A 20334-nucleotide genomic window follows, 5' to 3' on the forward strand; every position below is an offset into this window, starting at 1 on the left:
CGATCGCGTGATGTAACACAGATTTAACGCGCTGTGCCTACTCTCGCGTGCATGGATCGCCAAATGGAATTCGTGCTCCGCACCCTCGAAGAGCGCGACATTCGTTTCGTCCGGCTGTGGTTCACCGACGTGCTCGGCTACCTCAAGTCCGTGGCGATCGCGCCGGCCGAGCTTGAGGGCGCCTTCGCCGAGGGCATCGGGTTCGACGGCTCGGCGATCGAGGGCTTCGCGCGCGTCTCGGAGGCCGACACCGTCGCCAAGCCGGACCCGTCGACGTTCCAGGTGCTGCCGTGGGAGCACAAGGACGGCCGCCAGCACTCCGCGCGCATGTTCTGCGACATCGCGCTCCCGGACGGGACGCCGTCGTGGGCCGACCCGCGGCACGTGCTGCGCCGCCAGCTCAGCAAGGCCGGCGACCTGGGGTTCAGCTGCTACGTGCACCCCGAGATCGAGTTCTTCCTGCTCGAGAACGGGCCGATGGACGGGACCCCGCCGGTGCCGGCCGACTCGGGCGGCTACTTCGACCAGGCCGTCCACGACTCGGCGCCGAACTTCCGCCGGCACGCGATCGACGCGCTCGAGCAGATGGGCATCTCCGTCGAGTTCAGCCACCACGAGACCGCGCCCGGCCAGCAGGAGATCGATCTGCGGTACGCGGACGCGCTGTCGATGGCCGACAACGTGATGACGTTCCGGTACGTCGTCAAGGAGGTCGCGCGCACCGAGGGCGTGCGGGCCACCTTCATGCCGAAGCCGTTCTCCGAGCACGCCGGTTCGGCGATGCACACGCACATGAGCCTGTTCGAGGGCGAGAACAACGCCTTCCACAACCCCGACGACCCGATGCAGCTGTCGGAGACCGGCAAGGCGTTCATCGCCGGAATCCTCGAGCACGCCAACGAGATCAGCGCGGTCACCAACCAGTGGGTCAACTCGTACAAGCGCCTGATCCACGGCGGCGAGGCCCCGACCGCGGCGTCGTGGGGTCCGTCGAACCGCTCCGCGCTCGTGCGGGTGCCGATGTACACCCCGAACAAGGCGTCGTCGCGTCGCGTCGAGATCCGCAGCCCCGACTCCGCGTGCAACCCGTACCTGACGTTCGCGGTGCTGCTCGCCGCCGGTCTGCGCGGCATCGAGAAGGGGTACGAGCTGCCGCCGGAGGCCGAGGACAACGTGTGGTCGCTGACCGCGGCCGAGCGTCGGGCGATGGGGTACCGGGAGCTTCCGCGCAGCCTCGGCGACGCGCTGGAGGAGATGGAGCGCTCGGAACTCGTCGCGGAAGCCCTCGGCGAGCACGTCTTCGACTTCTTCCTGCGCAACAAGCGGCGCGAGTGGGAGCAGTACCGCGGTCACGTCACGCCGTTCGAGCTCCAGAGCTACCTCGGACTCTGACGCGCCGATGGTCAAGCCTCCCACCGCCCGGTCCACGATCCCCGGCGTCGGACGTCTCGGCCTGGTCGAACCGACCGCACCCGCCGAACTGGAGACGCTGGGCTGGGTCAACACGGACAGCGTCGAACTGCTGTGGTCGCTCTCGCGGGCGGCCAACGCGGACCTGGCGCTGCGCACCCTGGTGCGGGTACGCGACGGGCTCGGGGCCGACGGCTGGGCCGAACTCGACGCCGCGCTGCGCACCGACACCGGGCTGCGGGGCCGGCTGTTCGGTGTGATCGGAGCGTCCGCTGCCCTCGGTGACCACCTCGCCGCGGACCCGCGGCAGTGGCGGTTGCTGGCCGGTGACGTCCTGCTGCCGACCGGCAAGGAACTGGCCGACGAGCTGCTCGCCGCCGTCGCGGCCGTCCCGGACGCGTCGGCCACCGGAACCAACCTGGTGTACCGCGCGGCGATCACCGGCCCGGACGCCGTGCTGGCGCTGCGCAAGACGTACCGGAACCAGCTGATGGTGCTGGCGGCGCTGGACCTCGCGGCGATCGTCGAGAACGAACCGGTGCTGCCCTACCAGACCGTCGGGCACCAGCTGTCGGACATGGCCGACGCGGCGCTGACCGCGGCGCTCGCGGTCGCGGTCGCCACGATTCACCCGGACGGCCCGTGCCGGTCCCGCCTCGCGGTGATCGCGATGGGCAAATGCGGTGCGCGGGAACTGAACTACGTCAGCGACGTGGACGTGGTGTTCGTCGCCGAGCCGGCCGACTCGGCGACCAGCAGGCTCGCGGGCGAACTGATGCGGATCGGCACCTCCGCCTTCTTCGAGGTGGACGCGGCGCTGCGACCCGAGGGCAAGCGCGGGGAGCTGGTGCGCACCCTCGACTCGCACGTCGCCTACTACAAGCGCTGGGCGAAGACCTGGGAGTTCCAGGCCCTGCTCAAGGCGCGTCCGGCCACCGGCGACCTCGAACTCGGGCAGAAGTACGTCGACGCGCTGAACCCGATGGTGTGGACGGCGGCCGAGCGTGAGGACTTCGTGCCCGAGGTGCAGGCGATGCGCCGCCGGGTCGAGCAGAACGTGCCCGCGGAACTGCGCGAGCGGGAGATCAAACTCGGTCGCGGCAGCCTGCGCGACGTCGAATTCGCGGTCCAGCTCCTGCAATTGGTGCACGGCCGGGCCGACGAGTCGCTGCGGGTGCAGAGCACGGTCGACGCGCTGACCGCCCTCGCCGCCGGGGGGTACGTGGGCCGCGACGACGCCGCGAACCTGACCGCGTCGTACGAGTTCCTGCGGCTGATCGAACACCGGCTGCAACTGCAGAAGCTCAAGCGCACCCACACCCTGCCCCCACCCGAGGACGAGGAGTCGCTGCGCTGGCTGGCGCGCGCCGCGCACATGCGGCCCGACGGCCGCACCGATTCGCTCGGCGTGCTGAACGCGGAGATCCGGCGCAACGCGCACCGCGTCCGGCGGCTGCACGCCAAGCTGTTCTACCGGCCGCTGCTCGAATCCGTTGCGCGCCTGGACAAGGAGGCGCTGCGGCTCAGCCCGGACGCCGCGGTCCGTCAGTTGGCCGCGCTCGGGTACACCGCGCCGGAGAACGCGCTCGGCCACCTCAAGGCACTCACCTCGGGTGCATCCCGCAAGGGTCGGATCCAGGCGCTGCTGCTGCCGACGCTGCTCGAATGGCTCAGCGACACACCGGATCCCGACGCCGGCCTGCTCGCGTACCGGCGCCTGTCGGAGGCGATGGTCGACGCCGACTGGTACCTGCGGGTGCTCCGCGACGAGGGCGCGGTGGCGCAGCGACTGATGATCGTGCTCGGTTCGTCCGCGTACATCCCGGACCTGCTGATCAAGGCGCCCGACGTGCTGCGGCTGTTCGCGGACGGCCCGAACGGTGCGCGTCTGCTCGACGTCGAGCCGCAGGACGTGGCCCGGGGGATCCTGGCGTCCTCGTCCCGCTACGACGACCCGGGGCGCGCGGTCGCCGCGGCGCGGTCGCTGCGCCGGCACGAGCTGGCGCGGGTCGCGTCCGCGGACGTGCTCGGTCTGCTCGACGTGCCGCAGGTGTGCCGGGCGTTGTCGTCGGTGTGGGCCGCGGTGCTCGGTGCCGCGCTGGACGCGGTGATCCGGTCGAGCGAGGCCGAGCTCGGCGAGCCGGCGCCGGCCGCGCTCGCGGTGATCGGCATGGGCCGGCTCGGTGGCGGCGAACTCGGCTACGGCTCGGACGCCGACGTGCTGTTCGTGTGCGAACCCCGCCCCGGAGCCGACGAGACGCGGGCGGTCAAGTGGGCCAACACGATCGCCGACCGGGTGCGCACGCTGCTCGGCGCTCCGAGCACCGACCCGCCGCTCGAGGTCGACACCGGCCTGCGCCCCGAGGGACGCAACGGGCCGGTGGTGCGGACGTTGACGTCGTACCAGGCGTACTACCGGCAGTGGGCGCAGACCTGGGAGATCCAGGCGCTGCTGCGGGCTCACGCGGTGACCGGGGACGCCGACCTCGGCCTGCGGTTCCTGCACATGATCGACGAGTTCCGCTACCCCGAGGGTGGTGTCTCGGAGTCCGCGGTCCGCGAGATCCGGCGCATCAAGGCGCGGGTGGACTCCGAGCGGCTGCCGCGCGGTGCCGACCCGGCCACGCACACCAAGCTCGGCCGTGGCGGGCTCGCCGACATCGAGTGGACGGTCCAACTGGTCCAGCTGCGGCACGCCCACGAGGTTCCGTCGCTGCACAACACGTCCACCCTCGAGAGCCTCGACGCGATCGGGGCCGCGGAACTGCTCAGCGAGACCGACGTCGAGTTGCTCCGCGAGTCGTGGCTGACCGCGACGAAGGCGCGCAACGCGCTGGTGCTGGTGCGCGGCAAGCCGACCGACCAGCTGCCCGGTCCGGGCCGGGTGCTGTCCGCGGTGGCGCAGGTCGCGGGCTGGCCGGGCGGTGACGCCAGCGAGTTCCTCGACCACTACCTCCGGGTGACGCGTCGCGCCAAGTCGGTGGTCGAGCGCGTGTTCGGGGCCTGACGAGCCCAGACCGGTGGCCCGTACCCGGGTGGGTGCGGGCCACCCGTTTTCCACGACCACGTGGGCGGCGTGGCGACGCCCGCCGCGGAGACGACGGCCCCGGGTGGCCTGCGTCGACAGTGCCGTGGCGGCAACCCGAGTCTCGTCGACCCGAGGCGAAGGAGATTCGTGTCCTGTACAGCTGGATTCGTATCATGTACAGCACGATTCAATCACACCTACATAACGAAAACAGGTATCCATCCGGGTAGTTCTCCTCCTGTTACGCCGTGCTGTGACCGGAACTCTGTGACGTGTCCCACCAGATCGACGCACACGTCGTCGACGGACGAAGTTCGGAGGACTCGGTTAGATGGGCAAGCACAGCGCGAAGCGGAACAACCGACTGCGGCGATCGGTCCGCGGCACCATTCTTGCGGCCGCGATCGCCGGGGGAGTGATGACGGTGCCCGCCGTCCACGCGTCCGCCGCCCCGATCACGATCCCGGGGGTCGGCACCGTCGACGTCCCCGGGCTGCCTGCCGTTCCGGCACCGCCCGTGCCGCAGGCGGGTCCCGGCTTCGCGACACCGGCACCGCTGGCGACCCACGGCCAGCGGGCGCTCGATGCGGCGCTGACGAAGCTCGGTTCACCGTACGTGTGGGGCGCCTCCGGTCCGAACGCCTTCGACTGCTCGGGTCTGGTGCAGTGGGCGTACCGGCAGGCCGGTGTCAGCGTGCCGCGCACCACGTACGACCAGGTCAAGGGCGGTATCGCGGTCGGGCGCGGCGACCTGCAGCCCGGCGACGTGGTGCTGTTCTACGGTGCCGAGCACGTCGGCCTGTACGCCGGGAACGGCATGGTCGTCCACGCTCCGACCGAGGGGCAGCCGGTCAAGCGCGCGCCGCTGGACTCGATGCCGTTCTACGCCGCCCGCCGCTACTGAGAGCCGGGCGCCGATCGCGGGCCGGTCAGCGGCCCGCGAACAGGCGGATCCGCTGTTCGCGGCTGCGTTCGAGGTGGTGGCGCATCGCCTCCCGGGCGGCGCGTTCGTCGCGGGCCCGCAGGGCGTCCAGGATCTGGGCGTGTTCGGCGTTGAGCAGGTCCGTCTCGCCGTACGTCGACGGCGGCCCGCTGTCGTGGATCCGCAGCTGCGTCGTCAACCGCACCAGCAGCCCCGCGATCGTCGCGTTGTGCGCGGCCTGCCACAGCGCCTCGTGGAACCGGAAGTTGCCCGCGCGGACCGCGTCGTCGTCACCGGCCTCGCAGCAGCCGCCGTGCAGCCGTTCGAGCCGGGCCATGTCGAGGTCGGTGTGCCGCAGCGCGGCGGCCCCGGCCGCCTCCGACTCGAGTGCGACCCGGGCCGCGTAGATCTCGATCACGTCCTCCGCGGTGCCCTCGCGAACCCGGAAGCCGCGCGCCGCGCGCTCGAGAAGCCCGTCGTGGGTCAGCCAGTTCAGGGCCTCGCGGATCGGCGTGCGGGACGCGCCGTACGTCTCGCTCAACTGGGTCTCGTGCAGCGGCGTACCCGGTGGGTACGTGCCGTCGAGGATGTCCGCGCGCAGCCGCTGGTACTGCTTCGACGTCTGGTCGGAGCGGCCGGCCGCGCCGGTCGCCATCAGCGAGCCCAGATCGTCGTCCTCGCGCGTCATCGTGTCCCTCCGTCGGTTCTTCTCGCGGTCGCCGACCGCGCCGCCCGATTATGCCAGGGGGACCGGTTCGAATACGCACGTATACGGGTGCGGGCACCGGTTGCCGCCGCACCCGCCCGGCCGGCCCGAGCCCCCTCAGTCCGGGATCGTGACGAAACCCTTGCCGGCCAACCACTCCCGGGCCACGTCCGCGGGCTCACGGCCGTCGACGTCGACCTGGCGGTTCAGTTCGCCGATCTCCTCGTCGGTCAGGGCCGCGGAGATCGGAGCCAGCACCTCGGCGATCTCCGGATGCTCCCGCGCGAAGTCCTCTCGCAGGATGAGCGCGGGGTTGTACTTCGGGAAGAACGACCGGTCGTCCTCGAGCAGGACGAGGTCGAGGGCGGTGATGCGGCCGTCGGTCGTGAACACCTCCCCGAACGCGCACTGGGTGCCGTCCGCGGTCGCCTGGTAGATGATCCCGGTCTGCAACAGTCGCTTGTCCGCGCGCGCCGGGTCGAACCCGTAGGCGGCGGCCATGCCGGGATAGCCGTCCTGCCGCACGTTGAACTCGGTCTCCACACAGGTCGTCGCGGCCGCCGGATCGCGTTCCACCAGCGCCGCGTAGTCGGACAGCGTGCGCACCCCGGTCGACTCCGCGGTGGCCCGGTTGGTGGCGAGCGCGTAGGTGTTGTTCATCGGCGCCGGATCCGTCCACACCATCCCGTTGCGGGCGAGATCCTCGTCCCGGACCGCCTCGAACTGGGCGGTGGAGTCGGGGATCGGGTGCTCGTGCCCCAGGTAGTTGATCCAGCCGGTGCCGGTGTACTCGTAGGTGGCGTCGATCTGGCCGGCGATCTGGGCGTCGCGGGTGCTGTTCGACCCCTGGATGTTCGTCAGGTCCCGCACGTCGGCGCCGGCGGCGGACAGCGCGAACTCGATGATGTAGCCGAGGATGATCTGCTCGGTGAAGTCCTTGGAGCCCACCGTGACCGGGACCCCGTCGAGACCCTCGACCGGGGTGATGCTGCCGGGCCCGACCTCGAGCGGCACGGCGCCGCCGGACTCCAGACCGCAGGCCGCGGCCGCCACCACCGCGGCCGCGGCCGTCGCGGACGCCAGGACCGCACGCACGGATCTCATGTCACCGCAACCCCTTCGGACCGAGGTACGTCTCGGCGAGGGCGCCGAGCCAGTCCACGAACAGCGCCAGCGCGACCGCGAGCACCGCGCCGACCACGAGGGTCACGTTGTCGCGCAGCTTGTATCCGGTGTCGATCAGGATGCCGAGGCCGCCGGCGCTGACCAGGAAGCACAACGTCGCGGTCCCGACCGCGAGCACCAGGGACGTGCGCAGGCCGGCCAGGATGTAGGGCACCGCCATCGGGAACTCCACCCTCCGCAGCACCGTCAGCGCCGACATGCCCTGGCCGCGTCCGGCGTCGATCAGGGCCGGATCCACCTCCTGGTAGCCGAGGATCGTGTTGCGCAGCACCGGAAGCAGCGAGTAGAACGCGATCGGCAGCACCCCGATCCAGAACCCGGTCGTGCGGGTCGCGAGGTAGAACAGCACCAGCAGGCCGATCGCGGGCGCCGCTGCGCCGATGTTCGCGATGCCGACGAAGAACGGCGCCAACCGATTCCATCCCGGCCGCGTCAGCAGGGTGCCCAGCGGCACCGACAGCGCGAGCACGATCACGACCACCGCGACGGTGATGAGGATGTGCTCCCACGTCAGGTTCGCGATGTTCGCGACACTGATGCTGGCCTGCTGGGTGGCGGTCAGGTCCCGGTTGAACGCCCAGATCAGCACGCCGGCGACGAGCATCAGCACGAGCACCGGCTGAACCAGCAGCCGGCCTCGCTCGGACCGCCGCTCGGCGACCGCACTCACGGCGCCGCCTCCTCCGGTTGCGGCCGACCGTGCCTGCCGGTGGGCTCGGCCCAGTGCGCCGCCTCCTCGTCGTGGTCGTGAGCGTGCTCCTCGCGCAGTTCGCGCAGCGCGGCGACCAGGATGTCGATCGTGATCAGGCCGGTGTACTCGCCGCGCCGGCCGGTGACGACCGTCGATGCGCTGGATTCGGCGAGCAGCGCCTCCAGCGCGTCCTGCAGGGTGGACTGCACGGACACGAGCTCGCCGACCGGGTCGCCGACACCGTGCAGCGAGTCGGCGTGGGCGAGGTGCGCCGGCGAGACCCACCGCAGCGGCCGGTTCCGGTGGTCGAGGACCAGTCCCCACCGGCGCCGGCGCGTCAGCAGCGCGTCGCGGAACTCCTGGACGGACCCGTTCTCGTGCGTCGTCGGGCAGTGCAGCAGCCGCACGTCGCGCACCCGGGTCAGCGTCAACTGTTTGAGGGAGGCGTCACCGCCGACGAATCCGGCGACGGTGTCGTCCGCGGGGTTCGCCAGGATCGCCTCCGGGGTGTCGTACTGCAGGATGCGGGACTGGTTGCCCAGCACCGCGATCCGGTCCCCGAGCTTGACCGCCTCGTTGAAGTCGTGGGTGACGAACACGATCGTCTTGCCGAGCTCCGACTGCAGGCGCAGCAACTCGTCCTGCAGCAGGCCGCGGGTGATCGGGTCGACCGCGCCGAACGGTTCGTCCATCAGCAGGACCGGAGGATCGGCGGCCAGGGCCCGCGCCACCCCGACCCGCTGCTGCTGCCCGCCGGACAACTGCCGGGGGTAGCGGTCACGGTAGGTGTCCGGGTCGAGTCCGACCAGGTCGAGCATGTCGTCGACGCGGGCGGCGACGCGTTTGCGGTCCCACCCGACCAGGCCCGGCACCGTGGCCACGTTCTTCCCGACCGTCAGGTGCGGGAACAGTCCGGACTGCTGGATCGCGTAACCGATGCCGCGGCGCAGCCGGTCGGGGTCGATGGACAGCGCGTCCTTGCCTGCGATGGTGATCGTCCCCGACGTCGGCTCGATCAGCCGGTTGATCATCCGCATCGTCGTCGTCTTGCCGCAGCCGGACGGACCGACGAACACGACCGTCTCCCCGGCGGGAATCGTCATCGACACGCCCGCGACGGCCGGCGTCGGTGAGTTCGGGTACTGCTTGACGACGTCGTCGAGGACGATCTCGACGCCGTGGACGTGGGGGCCGTCGGCCATCACCGGATTCCCTTCGACGTGGTCAGGCGGCCGATCACGACGTACAGGCCGTCGAGAATCAGCGCGAGGACGACGATCAGCACGGTGCCGGTCAGCGCCTGCGGGACGGCGGTCGGGCTGCCGACCCGGGAGAGTCCGGAGAAGATCAGGTTGCCGAGCCCCGGCCCCTTCGCGTACGCGGCTATCGCGAGGATGCCCATCAGCATCTGGGTGCTGACCCGCATGCCGGTCAGGATCGACGGCCAGGCCAACGGCAGCTCGATCCGGCCCAGCACCCGCAGCCGGTTCATCCCGACGCCACGGGCGGCGTCACCGACCGCCGGGTCCACCGACGCGAGGCCGATGATCGTGTTGCGGATGATCGGCAGCAGCGCGTACAGCACCAGGGCCGTCACGGTCGGGCGCACGCCCAGTCCCAGGATCGGGATGAGCAGACCCAACAGCGCGAACGAGGGCACGGTGAGGATGGTGCTGGCCAGACCGGTCGCGACGGCCGACCCGAACGGGCTGCGGTGGACGGCGATGCCGATCCCGACCGCGATCACGGTCGCCAGGATCACGGACTGCACCACGGCGCTGACGTGCAGGAACGAGTCGGTGATCAGTTGCTGTCGGCGTTCGGAGACGAAGGTCCACCAGGTCTGCAGATCCACGCCGCCGACACCTCCCCTCGCACTGTGCACCTCGGTCGCGGTGAGGGCCCACAGTGCGACCCGGGCCCCGACGCCGGTGCCCACCTGCCACCACCATGCTCCGGGACTCGTGCGCGTGCAAACGATCCGTATTGTTCGGCGTGTCCGAATCCGGGCCGGCCGGTCCGCGTCACCGGCGCGCCGGGGTCGTCACAGCGTGGTGGCGACCTTCCATGCCGTGTGCATCGCGCCCTCGATGTAGTCGACCCGTCCGGCGTCGCCGACGACGCGCACGTCGACACCCGCGCGGGTCAGTTCGTCGGCGAGCGGCGCCGCCGCCGAGACACCCGACGCGACCACGACCATGTTCGCCGGTGCGGACAGGGTCGTGCCGTCGACGGTGAACTCGACGGTCTTGCGGGTGATCCGTTGCACCGTCGCCTGCCGGTGCACGGTCACGCCCACCTCGCGGGCGTGCTTGACCGCGGTCCAGCGGCGCGGCATCGCCATCGGCACGCCGAGCTGGCGGCCCTCGGCGAGCAGCGTCACCCGGCTTCCCCGCTCGGCCAGGAACTCCGCCAGCTCGAGGCCGACGAGCGATCCGCCGACGACGACGACGTTCCTGCTCATCGGCAGGAACCTGAGGAACCGCCGGCTCAGCTCACGGATCTTCTCGGGGCTCCGGGTGACACCGGCGAGCGCACCCAGCCTGCCCATGGCTCGCAGGAACAGCGACTGGTCCGAGACGTCGCCGGCGCCGGTCATGAGTGCGCGGAGGGAATCCCCGGTGTGCACGTGCGGCAGGTCACCACCCGGCACGCGCGGACGTTCCCGCACCGCGCCGGTGGCCACCACCACGGCGTCGGGCGCCAGGGCCCGGATCGTCGCGGCCGTCGCCTCGGTCTCGAGCCGGACCTCGATCCCGAGTCGCTCGACCTCGGCGGTGAGCCACGTCAGGAGTCGTTCGTTGTCGGGGGTGGTCAAGGTGGAGAACCAGAGCGTGCCGCCGAGCCGGTCGGTCTTGTCCAGCACGGTCACGCGGTGCCCGCGCTCGGTCGCGACGCGGGCGGTCTCCAGTCCGCCCGGCCCGGCTCCGACGACGACGACGTGCTTGCGGGTCGCGGTGCGCGGGAACGGGAGCAGCGTCTCGTTGCCCAGGGCCGGGTTGACCGCGCACAGCGGCGTGTCGTCCCAGAAGTTCTCCTGCACACAGACGTAGCAGTTGATGCAGGGCCGGACCTGCTCGGTCCGCCCGGCCTTCAGCTTGTTCACCAGCTGCGGGTCGGCGAGGAGCTGGCGGCCCATCGCGACGAAGTCCGTGCGGCCTTCGGCGATCATCGTCTCGCCGACCTCGGGCAGCATGCGGCCGACGGTGATGACCGGAATCGACACCGCACGCTTCACCACCGACGCGTTGTCGGTGTAGTAGCCGACCGTGTCGGGCAGCGGGCCGTCGGTGAAGTTCGCGAACGCGTTCAGTGCGGTGCCGGTGACGTGGATTGCGTCCGCGCCGGCCTTCTCGAACAACGCGGCGGCGGCGGCAGCCTCGTCCGGGGTCAGGCCGTCGGACTCGCCGTACTCCTGGCCGGCCAGGCGCACGATGATCGCGAGACCGTCGCCGACCTCGTCCTTGACCGCGCGGATCACCTCGCACCCGAGCCGGGCCCGGTTCTCCAGCGACCCGCCGTACTCGTCGGTGCGCTGGTTCGAGTAGCGGCTCAGGAACCCACCGAGGATGTAGTTGTGGGCGCAGTGGATCTCGACCGCGTCACCACCGGCCGCCAGCACCCGGCCCGCGGCCTCGGCGAACATCCGCACCAGCCAGTCCAGGTCCTCCTGGGTGGCCTCGTGGTGGGTGGCCCGCTTGCCCTCCTGGATGGCGGCCATCTTGCCGAGTTCCTCGGGGGTGCAGTCGGCCATCGCGCTCATGTCACCGGGCGGCTTCGGAATGGACGGCACCAGCTGCGGGCGGCCGTCGAGGGTGTCGATGCGGGCCACCTTGCCGTGGTGCACCATCTGCACGCACAGCTTGCTGCCTGCGTCGTGGACCGCGTCGGCGAGCGCCTTCAGGCCGGGGATGAAGCGGTCCTCGGACAGGCCCGGCTCCTTGCGGCTGGTGCACCCCGCCGGGTACGCGACCGCGCAGCAGCCGGTGATGATCATCCCGGTGCCACCGGCGGCGCGGGCGGCGAAGTGGGTGATGTCGCCCTGCTCGATCTCACCGTCCTCGCACAGGTTCATGTCCATCGCGGGCAGGACCACCCGGTTGTCGAGGGTGATGGGCCCGATGGTGCCGGGGGAGAGCAGGTGCGGGAACGTCTGGCTGCGGATCGTCACGACCAGAAGCTAGGGGCCGGTGGCGCCGTCGTGGCCCGGCTTCCCGCTCAACGAGACTCGGGCGACGGTCCGAGGTCAGGGCAGCAGGAGATAGAAGACGCCCAACCCGACGACGACCGCTGCCGCCGCCGCGAGCATGGCCGGCCAGATCGGCGGGTTGGGCCCGGGTCGCGGCGGCCGCGTCTCACCGTGCCGCACGCTACGACGAGGCGTCGAGGGTTGCCGGGTGAGCCGTCGAACGTGTGGGCCCCCGGTCTTCGTCGTCGAGTGCCGTGTACTCGATCATCTGCAGCGCACCCTCGGTGCCCATGCCGGTGGTCACCGTGCGAGCGAGTCTCTGCACTGCTCGCAGCTGGATCTCGAGTACGGCGTCGACCGCGGACAGCGCGATCACCGCGGGGCCGCCGATCCACAGCGGAATCTTCATCGATGCTCCTCGACGTGTTGTCCCCGACACGGTGTGGAGTCCTTGGTGCACAGGGCGGCCCGCCGCGCCCAGGGAGGGCCGGACCGGCGGGCCTGCGCCGTTGTGCGGAGGGGCGACAACGACGTGACGAACACGTTAACCACGATTCGACATGACTTGCGAGTACGAGACCGAGAGGTCCGCGTCGCGCGGTGATCGGGCCGTGATGCAGACGAGTCGGCCCGCCCGGCGATCGGTTCAGCGATCGCCGGGCGGGCCGACTCGAAATCCACTGCGGACGGAACCGGGCGCCCCGAACTGATGTTCCAGGTCAGGGCCCCGATTCCGGTGCCGACTCCTTACACGTCGTAGTAGAGCTGGAACTCGTAGGGGTGCGGCCGCAGGTTCACCGGCGCGATCTCCTGCTCACGCTTGAGCGAGATCCAGGTCTCGATCAGGTCGGTGGTGAACACGCCACCCTCGGTGAGGTAGTCGTGATCCTGCTCGAGCCGGTCGATGACGGCGGACAGGCTGGTGGGGGCCTGCGGGATGTTGCGGGCCTCCTCCGGCGGGAGCTCGTAGAGGTCCTTGTCGACCGGCGCCATCGGCTCGATCTTGTTCTTGATGCCGTCGAGGCCGGCCATCATCTGCGCGGCGAAGTTCAGGTACGGGTTGCCCGAGGAGTCCGGCGCGCGGAACTCGAGGCGCTTGGCCTTCGGGTTGTTGCCGGTGATCGGGATGCGCACGGCCGCGGAGCGGTTGCGCTGGCTGTAGACCAGGTTGATCGGGGCCTCGTAGCCCGGCACCAGGCGGTGGTACGAGTTGACCGTCGGGTTGGTGAACGCCAGCAGCGACGGCGCGTGGTGCAGGATGCCGCCGATGTACCAGCGGGCGAGGTCGGACAGGCCCGCGTAGCCGGCCTCGTCGTGGAACAGCGGCTGGCCGTCCTTCCACAGCGACTGGTGCACGTGCATGCCGGAGCCGTTGTCGCCGAAGAGGGGCTTCGGCATGAAGGTGGCCGACTTGCCGTGCTGCCACGCGGTGTTCTTGACGATGTACTTGAACAGCTGCAGGTCGTCGGCCGCGGCGAGCAGGGTGTTGAACTTGTAGTTGATCTCCTGCTGGCCGCCGGTGCCGACCTCGTGGTGGCCGCGCTCGAGCTCGAAGCCCGCTTCCTGCAGCTTGGTGGAGATGTCGTCGCGCAGGTCGACGTAGTGGTCGTACGGGGCGACGGGGAAGTAGCCGCCCTTCGCGCGCACCTTGTAACCGAGGTTCGGGGAGCCGTCGGCGTTGCGCTCGTTGCCGGTGTTCCAGGAGCCGGAGACCGCGTCGAGCTTGTAGAACGCGCCGTTCATGTTCGACTCGTAGGAGACGTTGTCGAAGATGTAGAACTCGGCCTCGGCACCGAAGAACGCGGTGTCGGCGATGCCGGTCGACTTCAGGTACTCCTCGGCCTTGCGCGCGACGTTGCGGGGGTCGCGGCTGTAGGACTCGCGGGTGAACGGGTCGTGGACGAAGAAGTTGATGTTCAGCGTCTTGGCGGAACGGAACGGGTCGATCTGCGCGGTGGTGACGTCCGGGAGGAGCATCATGTCCGACTCGTGGATGGACTGGAACCCACGGACCGAGGAGCCGTCGAACGCGAGGCCGTCTTCGAAGACGTCCTTGTTGAACGCGGACGCCGGGATCGAGAAGTGCTGCTGGACGCCCGGCAGGTCGCTGAACCGGATGTCCACGTACTCGACTTGTTCGTCCGCGATGTACTTGATGACCTCGTCGGCCGTGGTGAACGCCACGCTTGTGCTCCTTCAGTAGGGTCCCAGCCAGTGGTGATGCGGCGGGCTTCGTCGGTAGGCGACGGTAAGGACCTGGTGTTGCCCGACCGTCAAGTCCATGTTTCGCCAGTGTTACACGTGGCGAAGTGGGGTGCAGGTCACACCGTGCCCACGCGGGCCGTGAGGTGCCGGGCATCGCCTGGTCGAGGCCCCGTCCCGGCTGCGCCTATCCTGGACACATGGCGCGCTTGACAGGATCCTGGCTCTCCGGCCCCACGGCCGCACTCCCGATCGACGACGACGGTACCCCGAAGTACCGCGGTCAGCGGATCGGGCTGCCGGAGACCGGTCCCGGCTCGCTGGTAGGATCCGGCCGCCGGCTGGCGGCGCTGATGATCGACTGGCTGATGGCCGGAGGCGTCTCGGTCCTGATCCTCGGCGGCGACGCCCTCGACAGCCGGCTCTCCAGCGTCGTGTTGATGGTGTGGTTCGCGGTCGGTGTCGTGACGGTGACGCTGTTCTCCTTCACCCCCGGCCAGTTCTGCGTCGGCCTCCAGGTGGCACGCATCGACAAGCCGGTCCCGGTCGGGATCGTGCGCGCCCTGTCCCGGCAGGTGCTTCTCGTGTTCATGGTGCCGCCGCTGATCACCGACACCGACGGTCGCGGCATGCACGACCGCGCCACCGGTACCGCGCTCGTCCGCTCCCGCTAGGGCGGGTCGGCTCGTCGCGGCGACGACGACGGGCGCCTCGGGGCGCCGCGATTCCGAATCTGGAGTCGGGGGCACGTGCCGGGTCCCGCGCCGGCCGGTCGGCGCGCCCCGAACACCGACGACGAAGGAGCCCTCGCCCGGTACGAGCGGGCGAGGGCTCCTTCATCGGTGTCGGGGGAGGTCAGCGCCGGCGAATCGTGCGCTGGACGCCCTTCATCTTCGCGCCGCCGGGAATCGGGCCCTTCGGCATCGCCGGGCCGCCGCGAGTGCCGAGCGCCGCCAGTCGCGCCTCGATCGTGTCCATCCGCTTGGTGTCGATGTTGCGCGGCAGCTTCGTCAGGTACTTCTGCAGCTGGGCGAGCGGCACCTGACCGTCCTCGTTGCCGACGACGATGTCGTAGATCGGCGTGTCGCCGACGAGTCGCGCGGTCTTCTTCTTCTCCTGCGCGAGAAGCGATTTCACGCGCTGCGGTGAACCCTCCGCGACCAGGATGACGCCGGGTCGGCCGATCACGCGGTGCACGGCGTCGAGCTGGGTGGTGCCCGCGATCGAGTTGGTCACCCGCCAGCCGCCCTGCAGGTTGTCCAGCGCCCACGCGGCCGCGCCGGCCTGACCGTCCGCCTTGCCGTAGACCGTCCTCTGCACCCGGCGTCCGAAGATGACGAACGCGGCCAGGACACCGAGCAGGATGCCGACCGGCAGCAGGAACCACTGGATTCCGAAGATCAGGCCGACCAGGAAGAACACGACGGCGAGACCGACGACCGAACCGATCATCAGCGGCAGCAGCAGCTTGTCTTCCTTGCGCTGCAGCTGGAACGCCTGCCACAGCTGGGTGCGGCGCTCCTTCGATGCCGTCCTGCGCGCCGCTTTCGCAGCGGCTTTCGCTTCCTTGGTTGACTTGTCCGATTTTCCGGACTTACTGCCGTTCGCCATACCTCACAGGATACGACCCGGCCCCACCGTCGACCGCACCCGACCAGGGTGGGGTGCGGTAGACGGTCGAGAGTCAGTCGCGGGCGAGGCGCGCGATCAGCGAGCCGGCCTCCTGAGCGGCACCGCCCTCCTCCGCGAGGTGGGCCTGACCGGACGGCAGCGGCCGCCCGTGGTGGGCCATCGCCTGGGCGTACAGGCGTCCCGCGCGGTACGACGAGCGGACCAACGGGCCCGCCATGACCCCGGCGAAGCCGAGTTCGGTGGCGAAGTCGGAGTGCTCGACGAACTCCTCCGGCTTGACCCACCGCTCGACCGGATGGTGCCGCGGGGAGGGGCGCAGGTACTGGGTGATCGTGATGATGTCGCAGCCCGCGTCGTGCAGGTCGACCATCGCGGCCCGGACCTCGTCGGGGGTCTCGCCCATGCCGAGGATCAGGTTCGACTTCGTGACCAGACCGAAGTCGCGTGCGGCGGTGATGACCTCGAGCGACCGCTCGTACCGGAACGCCGGCCGGATCCGCTTGAAGATGCGGGGGACCGTCTCGAGGTTGTGGGCGAGGACCTCGGGGCGCGCGTCGAACACCTCGGCGAGCAGGTCCGGCTTCGCGTGGAAGTCGGGGATCAGGTTCTCCACGCCGGTGTTCGGGTTCAGGGCGTGGATCTGGCGGACGGTCTCGGCGTACAGCCAGGCACCCTCGTCGGGCAGGTCGTCGCGGGCGACGCCGGTGATCGTGGAGTACCGCAGGCCCATCGCGCGGACGGATTCGGCGACCCGGCGGGGCTCGTCACGGTCGAGGTCGGCGGGTTTGCCTGTGTCGATCTGGCAGAAGTCGCAGCGCCGGGTGCACTGGTCGCCGCCGATCAGGAACGTCGCCTCCCGGTCCTCCCAGCATTCGTAGATGTTGGGGCAACCCGCTTCCTCGCACACCGTGTGCAGGCCCTCGGTGCGGACCAGCGATTTGAGCTCGGTGTACTCCGGGCCCATCTTCGCGCGGGTCTTGATCCAGTTCGGCTTCCGCTCGATCGGGGTCTCGGCATTGCGGACCTCGATGCGAAGGAGCTTGCGCCCTTGTGGGGCGGCAGGTGATTTGTCGGGTGCCACAGTCACGCGCCCGATGCTACGCCCGTCGCCTCCACGGCCCGCGCTCAGCCGAAGCGGTGCGTGGTGAACGCCGGCGCCGCGTCGCTCGCGGAGGCGCCGAACGTGACGCGCTCGATGTCGTGCCCGGAGACGGGCAGCGCACCGTCGAACACCGCGGTGACCGCGGCGACCACCGCCGGGATCACGTCGGCGACGGTGACCCGCCTGCCCAGTTCCCCCGACAGCGACGCGACACCCGCGTCGGCGATGCCGCACGGGATGATGTCGTCGAAACGGTCCAGGGCCGCATCGCAATTGAGCGCGAACCCGTGCATCGCCACCCCGCGCTGCACCCGGACCCCGATCGCGGCGATCTTGCGCTCGGGCAGCCACACCCCGTCGCGCATGCCGGCAGGCAGCCACACCCCGGACCTGCCCTCGACGCGACCGCAGTCGAGCCCGAGGTCCGTGCCGACCGCGATCAGCGCCTCCTCGATGCGCCGGACGTAGTTGACGACGTCGACGGGTTCGGCGAGCTTGACGATCGGGTAGCCGACCAGCTGCCCGGGGCCGTGCCAGGTGATCTTGCCGCCTCGGTCGACGTCGATGACCGGGGTGCCGTCGGTGGGGCGGTCCTCCGGCTGGGTGCGCCGTCCCGCCGTGTACACCGAGGGATGCTCGAGCAGCAGCAGGGTGTCCCGGCCGCGGTCCTCGGCACGCTCGGCGGCGAGGGTTCGCTGCAGATCCCACGCCTGCAGGTAGTCGACGAGGCCGAGTTCGCGAATCTCGAGCGGCTCGGAGCTGATGCGGACAGAGGCGGTGGGGCTGCTCATTCCCGACACGTTACGCCCGCCGCGGCCGGCCGCCCCGGGCGGCGGGTCAGCCCGCGACGGCCGCGGCGAGTGCCTCGCCGATCGTGGTGTGGCGGAACGTGAATCCGGCGGCCTCGAGCGCCGCAGGCAGCGCCCGCTGGCCGTGCAGGACCGCCTCGTCCGCGAACTCCCCGACGAGCGCGCGCAGTGCGAATCCCGGAACCACCCACGGTGTCGGACGGTGCAGGGCGTGGCCGAGCGCGGTCGCGAGGGCGGCGTTGGTGACCGGCGACGGGCCGGTGGCGTTCACCGGCCCGGACAGCGAGCCGGACGTCAACGCGAAGCCGATCGCGCGCAACTCGTCCTCGAGGGAGATCCACGACAGGTACTGCCGCCCGCTGCCGAGCCGGCCGCCGAGCCCGAGCGTGAACAGCGGACGGAGCCGGCCGAGCAGGCCGCCGCGCGGCGCGATCACCGTGCCGCTGCGCAGCAGCACGGTCCGGACCCCGGCGGCGCGGGCCGGTTCGGTCGCGCCCTCCCAGTCCCGGCACAGATCGGCGAGGAATCCCGTTCCGGCGGGCGCGGATTCGTCGACCGCGCGGTCACCGGTGTTGCCGTAGAAGCCGACGGCGCTCGCGTTCACCAGGACGGGCACCGCCTGGTCCGCGACCGCGCGGGCGAGGACGTCGGTGGGCCCGATCCGGCTGTCGCGCAACAGCTGTTTGTAGGCGCCCGACCACCGCTGGTCACCGACGCCTGCGCCGCACAGGTTGACCACGGCGTCCACGTCGGCGAGGGCCCGGGAGTCGAGTCGACCCTCCTCGGGTGACCAGCGGAACTCGTCCCGGCCGGCGACCGGCCGGCGCACCAGCCTGCGCACGTCGTGTCCGTCCGCGCGCAACGCGGCCACCAGGGCAGTGCCGATCAGGCCGGACGACCCCGCCACCGTCACTCGCATCGTTGGTTCGCCTCCTCGGGACACGAACGGGGGCACCACCGCAGCGATGGTGCCCCCGACGCGTCGTTCTCGTACCGAACGCGGTGCCTACAGGCCGAGATCGGCCTCGAAGGCCGCATCCTCGAGCCGCTGCTTGATCGTCGTCAGGAACCGACCGGCGTCGGCGCCGTCGACCAGGCGGTGGTCGTAGGTGAGCGGCAGGTAGCACATCGACCGCACACCGATCGACTCGTTGCCGTTGTGGTCGGTGACGACCATCGGGCGCTTGACGATCGCGCCGGTGCCGAGCATCGCGGCCTGCGGCGGCACCAGGATCGGGGTGTCGAACAGGGCACCCTGGCTGCCGATGTTGGTGATCGTGAACGTGCCCCCGGCCAGCTCGTCCGGCTTGAGCCCGCCGGAGCGGGCGCGGGCGGCGATGTCGGCGATCGCGCGGGCCAGACCGGCCAGCGACAGGTCACCGGCGTTGTGGATCACCGGGGAGAGCAGGCCCTGCTCGGTGTCCACGGCGATGCCGAGGTGCACGGCCGCGTGGTAGGTGATCTCCTTGGCGTTCTCGTCGTAGCTGGCGTTGACGTTCGGGTGCGCGCCGAGCGCCTCGACGACGGCCTTGGCGAAGAACGGCAGGAACGTCAGGTTCACGCCCTCGCGCTCGGCGAAGCCGGCCTTGGCCTGGGCCCGCAGGGCCGCGACCTTGGTGACGTCGACCTCGAAGGTCTGGGTCAGCTGCGCGGTGGTCTGCAGCGACTCCCGGGTCTTCGTCGCCGTGATCTGGCGGATCCGGTTTGCCTTCTGGGTGGTGCCGCGCAGGTGCGCGAGCTCCGGACGGACGCCGGCCGGAGCCGCGGCCGGGGCGGCCGCAGCGGCAGGCGCGGCCGGTGCGGCCGCGGGAGCCTTCTTGGCCTCGGCGGCCGCGAGGACGTCCTGCTTGCGGATGCGGCCGCCGACACCGGTGCCGGTCACGGTGGACAGGTCGACGCCGTTCTCGGTGGCGAGCTTGCGCACCAGCGGCGTCACGTACGGCGTCGCGTCCGCGCTCGGGGCGGGTGCCGCGGCGGCGGGGGCCGGGGCGGCGGGAGCAGGCGCGGGCGCGGGCGCGGGAGCCGGGGCAGCAGCGGCGGGAGCCGGAGCAGCAGCGGCGGGAGCCGGAGCAGCAGCGGCCGGAGCCGGGGCCGCGGGAGCCGGCGCGGGGGCGGCCGGCGCCGGAGCGGCCGGGGCGGCGGGAGCGCCGGAACCGATGACCGCGAGCTGCGCGCCGACGGCGATCGTGTCGTCCTCCTGCGCACTGATCTCGAGCAGCACACCGGCGACAGGAGACGGGATCTCCGTGTCGACCTTGTCGGTGGAGACCTCCAGCAGCGGCTCGTCGACCGCGACCTCGTCGCCGACGGACTTGAGCCAGCGGGTGACGGTGCCCTCGGTCACGGACTCGCCCAGTTCGGGCATCGTGACGGGGGTCCCGGATGCGGGGGCGGCCGGCGCGGGTGCAGCGGCGGCGGGCGCGGCGGCGGCGGGCTCGGGCGCGGCGGCAGCGGCGAC

General features: G+C 71.0%; 18 protein-coding genes. 4 read left to right on the top strand and 14 right to left on the bottom strand.

Annotated elements, in window-relative coordinates:
• The first annotated feature begins 51 nt into the window (after positions 1–51).
• From glnA (ABD951_RS12220) to ABD951_RS12230, 3 genes are all read left to right on the top strand, one after another.
• Positions 52–1392 carry a type I glutamate--ammonia ligase gene (gene glnA, locus ABD951_RS12220; RefSeq protein WP_345345080.1) on the top strand — a complete coding sequence of 447 codons (1341 nt, stop codon included), beginning with the start codon at positions 52–54 and terminating at the stop codon, positions 1390–1392.
• Between the two features lie 7 nt (positions 1393–1399).
• Positions 1400–4417: a bifunctional [glutamine synthetase] adenylyltransferase/[glutamine synthetase]-adenylyl-L-tyrosine phosphorylase gene (locus ABD951_RS12225; protein WP_345345082.1), complete on the top strand. Its 3018-nt coding sequence runs from the start codon at positions 1400–1402 to the stop codon at positions 4415–4417.
• Between the two features lie 352 nt (positions 4418–4769).
• Entirely contained in the window at positions 4770–5342 is a 573-nt protein-coding gene (locus ABD951_RS12230) for a C40 family peptidase (protein ID WP_345345084.1), read from the top strand.
• Between the two features lie 25 nt (positions 5343–5367).
• Here ABD951_RS12230 and ABD951_RS12235 read toward each other — a convergent pair whose 3' ends face one another.
• From ABD951_RS12235 to glnA (ABD951_RS12275), 9 genes are all read right to left on the bottom strand, one after another.
• Complete coding sequence (locus ABD951_RS12235) at positions 5368–6048, bottom strand: GntR family transcriptional regulator (RefSeq protein ID WP_345345086.1); 681 nt, start codon at positions 6046–6048, stop codon at positions 5368–5370.
• Between the two features lie 135 nt (positions 6049–6183).
• Positions 6184–7170: a glycine betaine ABC transporter substrate-binding protein gene (locus ABD951_RS12240; RefSeq protein ID WP_345345088.1), complete on the bottom strand. Its 987-nt coding sequence runs from the start codon at positions 7168–7170 to the stop codon at positions 6184–6186.
• 1 nt (position 7171) lies between these two features.
• Positions 7172–7921: an ABC transporter permease gene (locus ABD951_RS12245; protein ID WP_345345090.1), complete on the bottom strand. Its 750-nt coding sequence runs from the start codon at positions 7919–7921 to the stop codon at positions 7172–7174.
• Positions 7918–9144 (bottom strand): ABC transporter ATP-binding protein, encoded by a 1227-nt coding sequence (locus tag ABD951_RS12250; protein WP_345345093.1) that lies wholly within the window; start codon positions 9142–9144, stop codon positions 7918–7920. The genes ABD951_RS12245 and ABD951_RS12250 overlap by 4 nt, the downstream gene beginning before the upstream one ends.
• Positions 9144–9797, bottom strand: a complete 654-nt coding sequence (locus ABD951_RS12255) for an ABC transporter permease (RefSeq protein ID WP_345345125.1) — start codon at positions 9795–9797, stop codon at positions 9144–9146. Before ABD951_RS12255 ends, ABD951_RS12250 begins: the two co-directional genes overlap by 1 nt.
• A 189-nt stretch (positions 9798–9986) precedes the next feature.
• Positions 9987–12113, bottom strand: a complete 2127-nt coding sequence (locus ABD951_RS12260; protein WP_345345095.1) for an oxidoreductase — start codon at positions 12111–12113, stop codon at positions 9987–9989.
• Between the two features lie 75 nt (positions 12114–12188).
• Positions 12189–12311 carry a hypothetical protein gene (locus ABD951_RS12265; protein ID WP_345345097.1) on the bottom strand — a complete coding sequence of 41 codons (123 nt, stop codon included), beginning with the start codon at positions 12309–12311 and terminating at the stop codon, positions 12189–12191.
• A gap of 1 nt (position 12312) precedes the next feature.
• The gene (locus ABD951_RS12270) at positions 12313–12540 is read right to left on the bottom strand and encodes a hypothetical protein (protein WP_345345099.1); all 228 of its coding nucleotides are present in this window, start codon (positions 12538–12540) and stop codon (positions 12313–12315) included.
• Between the two features lie 338 nt (positions 12541–12878).
• Positions 12879–14315, bottom strand: a complete 1437-nt coding sequence (glnA, locus tag ABD951_RS12275; RefSeq protein ID WP_345345101.1) for a type I glutamate--ammonia ligase — start codon at positions 14313–14315, stop codon at positions 12879–12881.
• A gap of 218 nt (positions 14316–14533) precedes the next feature.
• On the opposite strand from glnA (ABD951_RS12275), the gene ABD951_RS12280 reads away from it, so the two are divergent.
• A complete protein-coding gene (locus tag ABD951_RS12280) occupies positions 14534–15007 on the top strand; it encodes an RDD family protein (protein WP_345345103.1) in 474 nt (157 codons plus the stop codon).
• Between the two features lie 181 nt (positions 15008–15188).
• On the opposite strand, the gene ABD951_RS12285 is transcribed toward ABD951_RS12280, so the two are convergent.
• The 5 genes from ABD951_RS12285 to sucB form a co-directional block, all read right to left on the bottom strand.
• Positions 15189–15944 (bottom strand): DUF4191 domain-containing protein, encoded by a 756-nt coding sequence (locus ABD951_RS12285; protein ID WP_345345105.1) that lies wholly within the window; start codon positions 15942–15944, stop codon positions 15189–15191.
• A gap of 73 nt (positions 15945–16017) precedes the next feature.
• Positions 16018–17046 carry a lipoyl synthase gene (lipA, locus tag ABD951_RS12290; RefSeq protein ID WP_425569834.1) on the bottom strand — a complete coding sequence of 343 codons (1029 nt, stop codon included), beginning with the start codon at positions 17044–17046 and terminating at the stop codon, positions 16018–16020.
• Positions 17047–17090: 44 nt separating this feature from the next.
• Positions 17091–17858 (bottom strand): lipoyl(octanoyl) transferase LipB, encoded by a 768-nt coding sequence (gene lipB / locus ABD951_RS12295; protein ID WP_345345109.1) that lies wholly within the window; start codon positions 17856–17858, stop codon positions 17091–17093.
• A 46-nt stretch (positions 17859–17904) separates the two neighbouring features.
• Positions 17905–18795, bottom strand: coding sequence for a TIGR01777 family oxidoreductase (locus ABD951_RS12300; RefSeq protein WP_345345111.1), 891 nt, complete (start codon positions 18793–18795; stop codon positions 17905–17907).
• A gap of 87 nt (positions 18796–18882) precedes the next feature.
• Positions 18883–20334 (bottom strand): 2-oxoglutarate dehydrogenase, E2 component, dihydrolipoamide succinyltransferase (sucB, locus tag ABD951_RS12305; protein WP_345345113.1); only part of this gene is annotated, 1452 nt, incomplete at its 5' end.

The organism is Rhodococcus olei (genome assembly GCF_039540555.1).
GTDB classification, from domain to species: Bacteria; Actinomycetota; Actinomycetes; order Mycobacteriales; family Mycobacteriaceae; genus Rhodococcus_G; species Rhodococcus_G olei.

Coding starts and splice junctions, on each gene's coding strand:
- glnA (WP_345345080.1), top strand. CDS start 52: ATGGATCGCCAAATGGAATTCGTGCTCCGCACCCTCGAAGAGCGCGAC.
- ABD951_RS12225 (WP_345345082.1), top strand. CDS start 1,400: ATGGTCAAGCCTCCCACCGCCCGGTCCACGATCCCCGGCGTCGGACGT.
- ABD951_RS12230 (WP_345345084.1), top strand. CDS start 4,770: ATGGGCAAGCACAGCGCGAAGCGGAACAACCGACTGCGGCGATCGGTC.
- ABD951_RS12235 (WP_345345086.1), bottom strand. CDS start 6,048: ATGACGCGCGAGGACGACGATCTGGGCTCGCTGATGGCGACCGGCGCG.
- ABD951_RS12240 (WP_345345088.1), bottom strand. CDS start 7,170: ATGAGATCCGTGCGTGCGGTCCTGGCGTCCGCGACGGCCGCGGCCGCG.
- ABD951_RS12250 (WP_345345093.1), bottom strand. CDS start 9,144: ATGGCCGACGGCCCCCACGTCCACGGCGTCGAGATCGTCCTCGACGAC.
- ABD951_RS12270 (WP_345345099.1), bottom strand. CDS start 12,540: ATGAAGATTCCGCTGTGGATCGGCGGCCCCGCGGTGATCGCGCTGTCC.
- ABD951_RS12280 (WP_345345103.1), top strand. CDS start 14,534: ATGGCGCGCTTGACAGGATCCTGGCTCTCCGGCCCCACGGCCGCACTC.
- ABD951_RS12285 (WP_345345105.1), bottom strand. CDS start 15,944: ATGGCGAACGGCAGTAAGTCCGGAAAATCGGACAAGTCAACCAAGGAA.
- lipB (WP_345345109.1), bottom strand. CDS start 17,858: ATGAGCAGCCCCACCGCCTCTGTCCGCATCAGCTCCGAGCCGCTCGAG.
- ABD951_RS12300 (WP_345345111.1), bottom strand. CDS start 18,795: ATGCGAGTGACGGTGGCGGGGTCGTCCGGCCTGATCGGCACTGCCCTG.